The following is a 12,516-nucleotide window of genomic DNA, read 5'->3' as shown; positions in this document are numbered from 1 at the left end:
TTTTTTTTTTGGGGGGGAAATAGCAGAGCGGTCTTAGTGTTTCAGTTTACTTTTAGTACTAGGCAACGAGCCGAAGACAGTACTGGAGTACGGCAAGGCAAGTTAACGAAGTAATAAAAGATAAACTGGAAGACTAAGCTATTCTGACACAACCACCATAGCAGGTCTCAGCAAGCGTTCATGCAGCTTGTAGCCTTTTTGGAAGACTTGTGCGATGTGTTCTGCTGGGCATTCGTCTGTGGCCGGGACTGTTTGAATGGCCATGTGAAGATTTGGGTCAAAGACATCTGTAGCGACTTCTTCTACCCCTTCTTCTTTGAGGGCTTGAATCAAGCTTTCTTGAACCATTTCCAAGCCTTTTTTGACATCTTCTGTCAGACCTTCGACTTGAAGGGCACGTTCCAAGTTATCCAAACTTGGCAAGATTTTCTTGGCCAAGTCTTGCGAACGGTAACGCTGAATGGTTTGGCGTTCCTCGTTGGCACGGCGTTGGATATTTTGCATTTCAGCGTGGGCACGGAAGTACTTGTTTTCAAATTCCTCTGCACGCTCATTTGCCAAATCCAATTCTGATTTTTCAGGTGTCTCCACAACTTCTTCTGTTGCTTCAACCTCTTCTACGATTTCTTCGTTTTTGATTTCTTCTGACAAAGTATTCTCCTTCTAATTGACTTCGTAATGATTACTGCTCAGATAACGATAGTAATCGGTTAATTTCATAAATAGGACGCGGCTGATGATATTGATCAAACTCATCTGCCTGCGGTAGTCCATGTCAACAGGACCAAGCAAACTCATCTGGGCCATGCCCCGATAGGGGATTGGAAAGCGATGATGAATGACCGTCACATCCGCTAGGGCAGGATCCCTGTGCTCCGCCACGGAAATGCTAGTCTGCTGGTCTGGAGCCAAGCCCTGCCGCAACTCTGGTGCCAATAGCTGAGGACTATCCAAGAGTTGGTAGGTAGCTAGATTGCCGTAGGTCAGCGATGCGACCTTTCCACTGATGAAGACTGATTCTTGGAAAAGATTGGAAAAGATATAATCCATCAGATCCAAGACATTGTCCGTCGTGGCAAAGTAACGCTGCACCACTTGGGGAACCTCCGTCCGCAGCTTATAGTGGATGGATAAGACCGTCTGTCCAACGAAGCGTTCATCCACCAGGCGTTTGAGCACTTCCAAGTCCCTGGTCAAAAAGTTCTTGGGAATGGCAAACTGGACGGTAACAGGTTTGGACTGGTCCAGAGTCAAGACTGCCAGAGCATCATGGCTACTGAGCTGCACGATGTCAAAGGAAGTCAGCTGCTGACTGGTAGGCTCCACATCTAAAATGACCGAGGTGTAGCCTGTCAAATCCGCTAGGACCTGACTTGCCCGCTCCAAGATGTCTTCCAGCTTGAAAGCTTCAAAGTCGAAGGCCTTGACCACCTGATAAACATCTTCTTCATTGATGTGTTCCAGATTGAGCGAGTGGTTGACAAAGTATTGAAAACCAGCCCGACTGGGCATCCGACCACTTGAAGTGTGAGCCTTTTCTAGCAAGCCCAGTTGCTCTAGCTTGGCCATGTCATTGCGAATGGTAGCAGAGCTAGAAGCAATCATATCCTGTAAGGCCTTAGAACCAACTGGCTCATGATGACGCGTAAACAATTCAACAATCAGATTCAAAATATCATTTTGACGTTGGGTAATCATCTTCGCTCCTTTCATGAACACGATTGATTTTCAGCTTTAGCACTCTCGTATGACGAGTGCTAATTGCTTATACTCTCATTATACGCCGAAAAAATGGATTGTCAAGAGAAAAAGACAAAAAATTAGCACTCTTTTGCTTAGAGTGCTAAAAATCCGTCTGAAGACCTAGTCCCTCCCTACTTCAATCAAAAAAAATCAGAGAATATCCCTGATTTCATTTCTTTATTTCCCTTGGGCAATCAATTCTGCTCCGCGGTGACGGTAGGACATATCTCCGACTGCTTCAATGGTTAATTGGCCATTTTCGTATTTGAGGACGGTGATTGAGCCGTTATCAAGAAAGACATTGGCACCACGCTCTGGCTCTAACAAATGAGCCAATGTTGCAATAGTCATACCATGGCTGACCACAAGGGCGTTGCCTCCACCTTGTTTTTCCAAGTCTTGGGCGATGGATTCAAAACCTGTTAAGATACGATTGCTCAAGACCTCCCAAGATTCTGCCCAGCCAGCGGTGTCTGCCTCTTGGATACCTGCTGCGATTTCCGCAAAGGACATCCCCGTCGCATCAACTGTCCCTTTCAAACGAGGCAGGACCCCTTGGAAAAGCTCGGCATCGTACATGCCCTCAAAACTACCGAAACACCATTCACGGATACGCTTGTCTTGGTAGTAAGGGATTTTTCCTAAAATTCCCAACTCACGCTGGGCGATGGTCATGGTCTGAACGGTTCGACCCAGGTCACTGGATACCGCAACCTTAAAATCAAGGCCCGCATCCTTTAGCCCCAAGCCCAGTTCACGAATTCCTTCCTCACCAGCCTTGGTCAGCGGTGTATCACACCAACCCTGCACGCGCCCAATGGTATTGAACATGGTTTTCCCGTGACGAGAAATATATAATCTTACATCTGCCATTCGTTTTTCTCCTTGTCATTTCTTACTATTAGTATAACAAAAAACCGACTGCTTGTGGCAATCGGTCTACGTTTTTTAGTTCTTAAAGCTGTGAATCGGTGCTGGAATCTGTCCACCACGGTTGATAAAGTCCACAGAAGATGCCTGATTGACCTTCATGACAGGAGCTGTTCCCAGAAGACCGCCAAATTCAATCATGTCTCCTTCTTTTCCAAGCGGAATAATACGAACCGCAGTCGTTTTCTGGTTGATAACCCCAATAGCCGCTTCATCCGCAATCATAGCAGCAATGGTTTCAGCAGGTGTTGTTTCTGGAATGGCAATCATGTCCAAACCAACAGAACAGATGGCCGTCATAGCTTCTAATTTTTCAAGGTTAAGCGAGCCATTTTGCACCGCAGCAATCATGCCCTCGTCCTCAGACACAGGGATAAAGGCACCTGACAAGCCACCGACTTGGTTGCAGGCCATGACTCCACCCTTTTTCACTGCGTCATTGAGCAGAGCAAGGGCAGCTGTCGTTCCGTGCGTACCTACGGTTTCTAAGCCCATTTCCTCCAAAACCCGTGCCACTGAGTCGCCAACCGCTGGCGTTGGAGCAAGGGACAAGTCCACGATACCGAACTTGACATCCAGGCGTTCGCTGGCCATATTACCGACCAACTGACCGATACGGGTAATCTTGAAGGCAGTCTTCTTGACGGTCTCCGCCACCACATCAAAGCTCTCACCACGCACTTTTTCAAGGGCACGCTTGACCACACCAGGACCAGATACACCGACATTGATAACCACATCCGCCTCGCCAACACCGTGAAAGGCACCCGCCATGAAGGGATTGTCCTCAACCGCATTGGCAAAGACTACAAGTTTAGCCGCACCCATATCAGAAGCTTCCGCTGTCTCCTTGATAATCCGCCCCATGTCCCGCACAGCGGTCATGTTGATACCCGTCTTGGTCGAGCCGATGTTGACCGACGAGCAGACTTTTGTCGTTTGGGCCAATGCCTGCGGAATAGAGTTGATGAGGACTTCATCTCCTTTTTGGTAGCCCTTTTGAACCAGAGCTGAAAAGCCTCCGATAAAATCGATACCGATCTCATGAGCCGCCTTGTCCAAGGCATGAGCCAGGGGAAGGTAATCCGTGGCATCCGTCGCTGCACCAATCAAGGCAATAGGCGTCACCGATACGCGTTTATTGACAATGGGAATACCTAGTTCTGCCGCAATTTCATCACCGACCGCCACCAAGTTCTTGGCCTTGGTTACGATTTTAGTGTACACCTTCTCCGCAGCCTTATCTATATCCGAGTCAATACAGTCCAAGAGGGAAATTCCCATGGTAATGGTCCGAATATCGAAGTGCTGCTCCTCAATCATCTCAATGGTTTCTCTAACCTGTCTAATATCCATGAAATCTCTCCTTACAAGTTGTGCATGGCATCAAAAATGGCAGCACTTTGAATGTTGATTTTTACGTTCAAGGACTGACCAAAGGCATCCAACTCCGAACGCAACTGAGTGAAATCTTTCTTCTCATCTGATGATACCACCGCCATCATGGTAAAATACTCATCCAAAACAGTTTGGGAAATATCATCAATATTGAGCCCTAACTCCGCAATCTTGGTCGCAACACCCGCAACAATCCCTGACTTGTCCTTACCGACAACTGTAACAATAGCTTTCATCTGAACACCTCTTCAAAATTTTCATTTATTTTATCATAAATATGCAGAAAAAGGTAGAAATCGTCTAGATTCTACCTCTATCATACGTGTTTACAACTCCAACTGTTCCTTCTATTCGGCTACGGCTAGAGTTGCCTAGTTTTTAAGTTGCAAACTTTCTATTTCTACCAGTCTGTGATACACTAGTGTCACCGAATTCTATTATTTGTTGGTTGCGACAAGCTACCAACCTTTCTTTTGTTCAGAAAGGACATTTATGAAGATTATCAAGCAATTATGGTGGTTCTTTTCCCTTGAGAAAAAGGCCTACCTGATTGGGATTTTATCACTCTGCCTGGTCAGCCTCCTCAATCTCCTGCCCGCCTCTATCATGGGGCAGTTGATTGACCAGATTGCCAGCGGACAATTGACTGAGCACCGCTTGCTACTCGGGGTAGCTGGGCTCATCTTGTCAGCCTTGGCCATGTACGGCCTCCGCTATCTTTGGCGAATGAACATCCTGGCAACATCTTATCGTCTAGGAAAAATCATGAGAGCTCGGCTGTTTGACCACTTTATGCACCTATCTCCTTCCTTTTTTCAGCAACATCGAACAGGGGATTTAATGGCTCATGCGACCAATGATATCAATGCCCTGACCCGACTAGCAGGTGGTGGCGTCATGTCCTTTGTTGATGCTACCGTTACTGCCTTGGTTACACTGGTCACCATGAGTGTGAGCATTTCCTGGCAAATGACCTTGGTTGCAATCCTCCCCCTACCCTTCATGACTCTAACCACTAATTTTTTAGGCCGCCGCACTCATGAAAATTTCAAGGCTTCACAGGCAGCCTTTTCAGAGCTTAACAACAAGGTCCAGGAAGCTGTTTCTGGTATAAAGGTCACTAAATCCTTTGGCTACCAAGAACAAGAAACGGCAGCTTTTCAGGAAGTCAACCAGGCAGCCTTCTTGCAGAATATCAAAACCATGCGTTACGATGCCCTGTTCAACCCTGCCGTCCTCTTCTTCATTGGCCTGTCCTACCTGCTGACCCTTCTGGTCGGCTCCCACTTCATCTCGCAAGGTCAGGTCAGTCTGGGCCAACTAGTAACCTTCATGACCTATTTAGATCTCCTCGTCTGGCCGCTCATGGCCATCGGTTTTTTGGTCAATATTAGCCAGCGTGGTGATGTATCTTACAATCGGATTCAGACCCTTCTCAGCATTTCCTCAGAGGTCATTGAAACAGACCAACCGCTGCCTGCACCAAGCAATGGAGAGATTGTCTATGAGATTAGCGAATTTGCCTATGATAACCTACCAGTCCTCCAAGACATCCAGTTTCACATCAAAAAAGGGCAGACGATTGGCCTTGTGGGGCCAACAGGTTCTGGGAAGACCAGCCTGCTCAAGCTCCTCATGCGAGAATACGATGTGACAAATGGACGGATCTTGCTCAATCAAGAAAATATCAAGAACTACAAGCTAGCTGACCTACGACGATTAATCGGCTATGTACCCCAGGACCAATTCCTCTTTGCGACCAGCGTTGCCGAAAATATCCGCTTCGGCAATCCCGATTTATCTCTAAATCAGGTAGAAGAGGCCGCTCGGGCTGTCCATGTCTATGAGGATATTCAGGATATGCCCGATCGCTTTGATACCATGGTTGGCGAGAAGGGGATTTCCCTTTCTGGCGGACAAAAGCAACGGTTGGCTATGGCTCGTGCTATGATTCTCAATCCAGATATCCTGCTCTTGGATGACTCGCTCTCAGCGGTGGATGCTAAAACAGAACACGCTATTCTCGAAACCATCAAGCAAGAACGCCTTGATAAGACCACCATTATTACCGCCCATCGCCTGTCAGCTATTGTCCATGCCGATTTGATTCTGGTCCTTGAAGATGGGAAAATCGTAGAACGAGGTCGTCACCAAGAATTACTAGATGAAAAAGGCTGGTACTACGATACATATATGATGCAGCAACTCGAAAAGGAGGAAAGTGATGCTCTCTAAAACCAAGCAAGCCAGTGTTTTTTGGCGACTCTTGTCCTATCTCAAAGCCTATCGACTGCTGACAGTCCTTGCCTTGAGCTTTTTATTGCTGACTACCGTAGTCCGCAGTCTGATCCCTCTTCTAGCTTCTTACTTTATCGACCACTATATTTCCACTATTTCTGAGACTGCCGTGGCTATTCTAGCTGCCTACTTCGCCCTCTATCTGCTTCAAATGGTACTTCAATATTTTGGAAATCTCTGGTTTGCTAAAGTTTCCTACAGCATTGTCAGGGATATTCGCAGGGATGCTTTTGGGAGAATGGAAAAGTTGGGAATGGCTTACTTTGACCAGACTCCTAGTGGCTCCATTGTCTCGCGAATCACCAATGATACCGAGAGCATTTCAGAGATGTTTTCAGGGATTTTATCCAGTTTTATTTCAGCTCTCTTTATTATCATCACGACTCTTTCGACCATGTTTGCTCTGGATTGGAAATTGACCAGTCTGATTGTCCTCTTTCTTCCCTTGATTTTCTTATTGGTTGATCAATATCGGAAGCGGTCAGCTCCCATTGTGGCCAAGACTAGAAGTCTGTTGAGTGCCATCAACAGCAAACTGGCAGAGAGCATCGAGGGGATTCGGATTATCCAGGCCTTTTCTCAAGAGGAGAGGCTAAAGGAAGAGTTTGAGGCTATCAACCAGGAACATCTGGACTATGCCAGTCGTTCTATGGCCTTGGACAGTCTCTTTCTCCGACCTGCCCTGTCACTTGTTAAGATTTTGGCCTATGCCCTACTCATGACCTATTTTGGTTTGGACTGGTCACAGGATGGAATTTCTGCTGGTCTTATCTATGCTTTCATCCAGTATGTCAATCGTCTTTTCGATCCCTTGCTGGATGTCACGCAGCATTTTTCCACCCTTCAAACCTCTATGGTATCTGCCGGACGGGTCTTTACGCTCATGGACCAGACCATTGAGGAACCGCTACAGCTGGACCGAGGGGCCAAGATTGACAAGGGGCACATTGTCTTTGAGGATGTTTGCTTTTCCTATGACGGCAAGCGGCAAATTCTGGACAAGGTTTCCTTTGAAGTGAGACAGGGGCAGACCATCGCCTTTGTGGGTGCTACAGGGTCAGGCAAATCTTCTATCATCAATGTCTTTATGCGTTTCTATGAATTCCAATCTGGACGGATTTTGATTGACGGTCAGGATATTCGTAGCTTTTCGCAAGAAGAATTGCGGTCCGCGATTGGCCTAGTTCTGCAAGATCCCTTCCTCTTTCACGGAACCATTGCATCCAATATCCAGATGTATCAGGATATTTCTCAGGAGGAGATTGAGGAAGCGGCTCGATTTGTGGACGCTGCTCCCTTTATTGAGAAACTTCCTGAAAAATACGACCACCTGGTCACTGAGCGGGGTACCGCCTTTTCGACAGGTCAACGGCAACTTCTGGCCTTTGCACGCACCATGGCCAGTCAGCCTAAGATTCTCATTTTAGACGAGGCTACCGCCAATATCGATTCGGAGACAGAGCAAACGGTCCAGACTTCTCTTGAGAAAATGCGAAAAGGGCGGACAACTATTGCTATCGCCCACCGCCTATCGACCATTCAAGATGCCGACTGCATCTATGTCTTGGACAAGGGAAAAATCATTGAATCTGGAAACCACGAGCAGCTCCTAGCCCTCAAGGGGCACTACCACCGTATGTACCAGTTACAAGCAGGGCAGTTGGCAGCGACCTAAACATCACTCCATTACAAAAGCCAAGTTCCAAAATGGACCTGGCTTTTTTATTTTTCTACATTGTTGAGAACTGAAGACATCAATCTATCTCTCTTTAACTCACATTCGCTGACCGACGGGCATAGACTTTCCAATCAATCCCACGCGCCTCGCACCAGTTTTGTACATTTGGAGCCAAAACCAAATCTTTCTGACGTAGTTCCGCAATATTCTTAGCCCCCAACATGGTCATGATTTCAGCAATCTGCCATTGATAGGTCTTAATAGCCTGCAAGCCGTCATCGAAACGATGCCCTTTTCCATCCTTGACATATTGAAGGAAATGATTGGACATACCGACAAGGTCTGCACCAAGAGCTAAGGATTTGACAATATCTAGCGGTGTTTTAATGCCACCAGATGCAATCAGGCTTGGACGGATATCCTCAGAAACAGACATAGCTTCCACCAAGGAAGTCACAGTTGACTGACCCCAACCTTCTAAATAGGCATAGTCATTGAAGGTCCGACGGGCATTTTCAATCTTGGCGAAATCCGTCCCCCCAGTACCAGACACATCAATAGTTTGCACACCGACAGAAGCCAGCTGGGCTACTGTTTCACGGCTCATGCCAAAACCAACTTCCTTGACAATGACAGGCACTTCCATCTCCTCCACCAGGGTTTCAATATTCTTCAACCACATAGTGAAATCACGATCTCCCTCAGGCATGACAATCTCCTGAGGAGCATTGACATGGATCTGAATGGCATTGGCCTCCAACAAATCCACAGCTCGCTTGGCATTCTCCACACTATGATGGGCACCTAGGTTGGCAAAGATAATCCCGTAAGGATTTTCCCGACGCATCACGGAGAAGGTTTCCGCAACAGACGGATCCTTAATCGCCGCACTAACCGATCCAGAAGCCAGAGCAATCTTGCCAAAATGCCCCATAATCCCCAACAGACGGTTGATCTCGCGGGTCTTCTTGCTTCCGCCAGTCATGGCATTGACAAAGAAAGGAAAGGCAAAATCCAAACCAGCCACACTGGTCGAAATATCCACCTCATCCACCTTGGTCTGCGGCAGGGAATGATGGACAAACAGGGTTTCTGTGAAGTCCTTGGCAGGCATGGCACTATATTGCTGGTTGGCCAAGCCAACGTGTTGATCCTTGCGGTCTAAACCAAATTCTCCTAGATAAAACATAGGGTTCTCCTTATTCTCTACTTATGATCTTTAGTTGGAGTGGAAGAATGCCGGCTTGTTGCCAAGCCTTCTCAATCGCTACTTTTTGTTCCTTACTGTCTACCAAGCAAATGCCGCAGTCACCACCACCCGCACCAGATGACTTGGCCACCGCTCCATAGGTCTGGGCCAGGTCACAGAGTTGACTCAGTTGAGGCGTTTCAATGACCAAACCCATTCCTCTCGCAAAGTCTTGTAAGAGCTTGCGGTTTTGAGCAAGACCCTGCCTTACTGACGCTGAGTCATTTGTCTGACAAGCTACTATCAACTGTTCTACACAGGTCTTGGAGTCGGCTAGAAACTGGCTATGAATTTGCTCTTTTTCAGCCTGACTTTTTTGGTCTTCCATCTGGGAAACAAGCCTGTCCGTCGAAGCCGCCGACCCTGTCCATCCCACCAAGAGGTCTAAACCTTGGGGTAACTGGATAGGGCTGATAGACAAACTTTGCCAATCACTTTCCACCAGATCCAGCAGGGACAGCTCTGCCATTTTCCCTAAAAGCCAAGAACGGTCCAGAGAACGATAGGCTATCAAGCCACCAAAACTGGAAGCCGCCAAATCTCCGAAGGAACCTGTCATGCCTAGCTTGGTCTGGGCCAAGGCTGCCAGCTTGTAGGTCAGGAGGGCATCTGGTCGGTGACCGTAGTAGGTCAACAGGGCCTTGACCGTCGCAACCGTTACTGCCCCTGACGACCCCAGACCATACTTGGCACCTGAAGTCTGGTCATCCAGGTCAGACTGGACCGCTAGACTGTAAGTTCCATGACAAGCATAGCCCTTGGCTGTCAGATAGGCTTCTGTCACCTGCATGGCTGTCTCAATCAGAGCATAGGGATGGTCACCTTGGACATGAGCGATACCTTCCTTACGCTCCCAGATCAGATAGAGGTCTACTTGCTGGCTGGAATGAAGAAGGCCTCGGTCACTTGGTTCAATGGTGACGGTCAGGTACTGATCAACCGCTGCAATCACCGCAGGATAGCCTGCCTCAACAACTGCATATTCCCCTGCCAGAAAGAGTTTTCCAGGTATCTTTACTTGTACTTTCATGCTACAAGTCCTTTTCAAACGCTGCTTGCGAGGTCTGCCACTCGTCTTCACTGAGGACGTAGGTAGCGGGACCAGGCTTGCTGGTGATGATTTTCTCTCTTGGGAAGACTTTGGCCAATTCAGCTACTAGCTCATCCATTTGACTTGCTCGGCAGAGGACCTTGACATTTGGTCCCGCATCCATGGTCATGTAGGCTGATAAGCCAGTTGCTTCACGAACCTGACGGACTGCCTCTTGAGCCACTAGGCTATCGGCTGACCAATAGGTAAAGGGTGGATTGGCAGAGAGCGTTGTTGCGTGCATTTTCATGCCATTGTGCTCTGTAATCTGACCAAGTTTTTCAAAATCACGGCTGGCAATAGCTGCCTTGATGTCCACCAAGTCTTGCTTAGCGGTTTCTACCCAGGCTGTGTAAAATGACGAGGTGGCAACCGTATGGTCCATTCCCTCTCGACTAGCAATCTTTTTCGGTCCGGTATTGACCGCCAAGACGACCATGCCGATATCCCAATCCGCATCGTCAATGGGACGGGCCATAGAATCTTCCGAACCAGTTCCCATATCCCACTCAACAAAGCCACCGAATAGGCTACGGGTACTAGAGCCAGAACCCCTGCGAGCAAGGGTTGATAGGGTGGCTGGTGACAAATCTAATTCCAAGGCTGTCGCAGTTGCCAGAGCCAGTGCTGCAAAGGCTGAGGCTGAACTAGCCAAACCTGCTGCAGTCGGAACAAAATTTAGACTTTCCACTCGGGCAAATGCCCTTTCACCTATATATTCGCAAAACAAATCCAAAAATCGAGAAATTTTTAAAATTTCTTTTTCTTTTTGTAAAATTCCGTTGAGATAGAACTCATCGGCAGTTAATTCTGGGTCAAAAACAACCTTGGTATCCGTATAAAACGCGTCAAGGGTCAGGGATAAACTAGAATTCATGGGTAGGAATAATTCCTTATCTCGTTTTCCCCAGTATTTAATCAAGGCAATATTGGTATGGGCACGGGCAATGCCTGTTTGTTTAGTCATTGGTTTCTCCTAAGTACTGTATCCAGGTTTGGCGGGCGCCTGCTTGGTCAAGAATGTGTGCAAGTTTTTGGGCATCCTGAGCTGTTCTTGCCAGGGCAATCATGCAACCGCCTCGTCCGCCACCAGTTAATTTGGCTCCGAGGGCTCCATTTTCTTGGGCAAAGCTGACTAGCTTATCCAGGCTAGGATCAGACACGCCTAATTTTTGCAGGAGGGCATGGGCTTGGTTCATTCTGCTGCCTAGAAGCTCTGCCTGGTCTGTGGCTAAATCTTCCTTGGCCTGTCGGGTCAAGTTCCCCAGTTCTTCTACTAGCTTGATAGCCTCTGGCTTTTTCTCCAACAAATCAGCCACGTCTGAAATGGCTTCTAAGGTGTTTCCCGTCACACCTGTGTCAGCCACTACCAAATAGGCATGGAGTTTCAGCTCAAAAGGTTCGATGGGCTGGTGCTTGATAAAGAAGACGGGGGACTTTCCGCTGGTGGTCGCCGCATCTATGCCTGATGGATTGCCGTGGGCAATTTTTTCTGAAGACTGGACGATGTCCCAGAGTTCGCTGTTGGTCAGTTCTTTTTTATAGTAGGCAAAGAGGGCGCGTGCTACTGCAACTGCCACGGCTGCACTGGAGCCCATACCGCGCTCGGCAGGAATGGTGGAACTAATCTCGATATGGATAGCTGGGTCTGTCGGTGCTCCGATACGATAGAGCGAGAAACGGATGGCATGCTTGAGGCTTTCCCAGATTTTTGGCATCTTGTGCACCAAGCCTTTATAGAAGTCACAAGCAACAGTCAGCGCTTCCCCTTGAGCAGTTACCTGAGCAATAATTTCAACAGCAGAAAAAGGCATAGCAATTGCTGGTTGCCCATAGACCACCGCATGCTCTCCCATCAAAATGATTTTTCCATTTGCTTTTCCTACTACCGACATACTTTTCTCCTTATACAATCACTACTATTATACCATTTTTACATAAGAATAGAACACACGAAAACAGCCGACCGCAGTCGACTGTTCTCTAGGAGATTATATGAAAAAGAAAGTTGTTCGCTATTTCTAGCTTGAATATAGTATATAGCTACTAACTTAAAAGAAACTGAAAGATTTCTTAGATTTTTCTAAAGTAATTTCTCATACTTATTTTCTTAAAACTTAACACGAAAAC

General features: G+C 47.4%; 11 protein-coding genes. 2 read left to right on the top strand and 9 right to left on the bottom strand.

Annotation, left to right across the window (positions count from 1 at the left end; all coding sequences use genetic code 11):
• Nucleotides 1-138 precede the first annotated feature (138 nt).
• The 5 genes from grpE to NOL38_RS09310 form a co-directional block, all read right to left on the bottom strand.
• Complete coding sequence (gene grpE, locus NOL38_RS09330) at nucleotides 139-651, bottom strand: nucleotide exchange factor GrpE (protein WP_277942000.1); 513 nt, start codon at nucleotides 649-651, stop codon at nucleotides 139-141.
• A 12-nt stretch (nucleotides 652-663) separates the two neighbouring features.
• Nucleotides 664-1,698 carry a heat-inducible transcriptional repressor HrcA gene (gene hrcA / locus NOL38_RS09325; protein WP_136581687.1) on the bottom strand — a complete coding sequence of 345 codons (1,035 nt, stop codon included), beginning with the start codon at nucleotides 1,696-1,698 and terminating at the stop codon, nucleotides 664-666.
• Nucleotides 1,699-1,920: 222 nt separating this feature from the next.
• Nucleotides 1,921-2,616, bottom strand: a complete 696-nt coding sequence (locus NOL38_RS09320; RefSeq protein WP_024397824.1) for a histidine phosphatase family protein — start codon at nucleotides 2,614-2,616, stop codon at nucleotides 1,921-1,923.
• A 75-nt stretch (nucleotides 2,617-2,691) separates the two neighbouring features.
• The gene (locus NOL38_RS09315; protein WP_277941999.1) at nucleotides 2,692-4,029 is read right to left on the bottom strand and encodes a PFL family protein; all 1,338 of its coding nucleotides are present in this window, start codon (nucleotides 4,027-4,029) and stop codon (nucleotides 2,692-2,694) included.
• Nucleotides 4,030-4,040: 11 nt separating this feature from the next.
• A complete protein-coding gene (locus tag NOL38_RS09310) occupies nucleotides 4,041-4,307 on the bottom strand; it encodes an ACT domain-containing protein (RefSeq protein WP_027972534.1) in 267 nt (88 codons plus the stop codon).
• A gap of 256 nt (nucleotides 4,308-4,563) precedes the next feature.
• On the opposite strand from NOL38_RS09310, the gene NOL38_RS09305 reads away from it, so the two are divergent.
• Complete coding sequence (locus NOL38_RS09305) at nucleotides 4,564-6,306, top strand: ABC transporter ATP-binding protein (RefSeq protein ID WP_277941998.1); 1,743 nt, start codon at nucleotides 4,564-4,566, stop codon at nucleotides 6,304-6,306.
• Complete coding sequence (locus tag NOL38_RS09300) at nucleotides 6,296-8,044, top strand: ABC transporter ATP-binding protein (protein WP_277941997.1); 1,749 nt, start codon at nucleotides 6,296-6,298, stop codon at nucleotides 8,042-8,044. Before NOL38_RS09305 ends, NOL38_RS09300 begins: the two co-directional genes overlap by 11 nt.
• A 94-nt stretch (nucleotides 8,045-8,138) precedes the next feature.
• Here NOL38_RS09300 and fni read toward each other — a convergent pair whose 3' ends face one another.
• Genes fni through mvk form a run of 4 tightly spaced genes read right to left on the bottom strand, consistent with a single transcriptional unit; the run spans nucleotide 8,139 to nucleotide 12,281 of the window.
• Nucleotides 8,139-9,236 carry a type 2 isopentenyl-diphosphate Delta-isomerase gene (gene fni / locus NOL38_RS09295; RefSeq protein ID WP_254457600.1) on the bottom strand — a complete coding sequence of 366 codons (1,098 nt, stop codon included), beginning with the start codon at nucleotides 9,234-9,236 and terminating at the stop codon, nucleotides 8,139-8,141.
• Between the two features lie 10 nt (nucleotides 9,237-9,246).
• A complete protein-coding gene (locus NOL38_RS09290; RefSeq protein ID WP_277941996.1) occupies nucleotides 9,247-10,326 on the bottom strand; it encodes a phosphomevalonate kinase in 1,080 nt (359 codons plus the stop codon).
• 1 nt (nucleotide 10,327) lies between these two features.
• The gene (gene mvaD / locus NOL38_RS09285) at nucleotides 10,328-11,353 is read right to left on the bottom strand and encodes a diphosphomevalonate decarboxylase (protein ID WP_277941995.1); all 1,026 of its coding nucleotides are present in this window, start codon (nucleotides 11,351-11,353) and stop codon (nucleotides 10,328-10,330) included.
• Nucleotides 11,346-12,281, bottom strand: coding sequence for a mevalonate kinase (gene mvk, locus NOL38_RS09280; protein WP_277941994.1), 936 nt, complete (start codon nucleotides 12,279-12,281; stop codon nucleotides 11,346-11,348). The genes mvaD and mvk overlap by 8 nt, the downstream gene beginning before the upstream one ends.
• Nucleotides 12,282-12,516: the final 235 nt, after the last annotated feature.

Source organism: Streptococcus suis, assembly GCF_029616525.1.
GTDB classification, from domain to species: domain Bacteria; phylum Bacillota; class Bacilli; order Lactobacillales; family Streptococcaceae; genus Streptococcus; species Streptococcus suis_AF.
Note: the sequence above shows the minus strand (reverse complement) of the source record. Positions and strands in the feature narration are given on the sequence as shown.

Excerpts from the sequence above, each read along its gene's own strand:
- fni (WP_254457600.1), bottom strand. The coding sequence starts at position 9,236 with ATGTTTTATCTAGGAGAATTTGGTTTAGACCGCAAGGATCAACACGTT.
- NOL38_RS09290 (WP_277941996.1), bottom strand. The coding sequence starts at position 10,326 with ATGAAAGTACAAGTAAAGATACCTGGAAAACTCTTTCTGGCAGGGGAA.
- hrcA (WP_136581687.1), bottom strand. The coding sequence starts at position 1,698 with ATGATTACCCAACGTCAAAATGATATTTTGAATCTGATTGTTGAATTG.
- mvaD (WP_277941995.1), bottom strand. The coding sequence starts at position 11,353 with ATGACTAAACAAACAGGCATTGCCCGTGCCCATACCAATATTGCCTTG.
- NOL38_RS09320 (WP_024397824.1), bottom strand. The coding sequence starts at position 2,616 with ATGGCAGATGTAAGATTATATATTTCTCGTCACGGGAAAACCATGTTC.
- NOL38_RS09310 (WP_027972534.1), bottom strand. The coding sequence starts at position 4,307 with ATGAAAGCTATTGTTACAGTTGTCGGTAAGGACAAGTCAGGGATTGTT.
- NOL38_RS09315 (WP_277941999.1), bottom strand. The coding sequence starts at position 4,029 with ATGGATATTAGACAGGTTAGAGAAACCATTGAGATGATTGAGGAGCAG.
- NOL38_RS09305 (WP_277941998.1), top strand. The coding sequence starts at position 4,564 with ATGAAGATTATCAAGCAATTATGGTGGTTCTTTTCCCTTGAGAAAAAG.
- mvk (WP_277941994.1), bottom strand. The coding sequence starts at position 12,281 with ATGTCGGTAGTAGGAAAAGCAAATGGAAAAATCATTTTGATGGGAGAG.
- NOL38_RS09300 (WP_277941997.1), top strand. The coding sequence starts at position 6,296 with ATGCTCTCTAAAACCAAGCAAGCCAGTGTTTTTTGGCGACTCTTGTCC.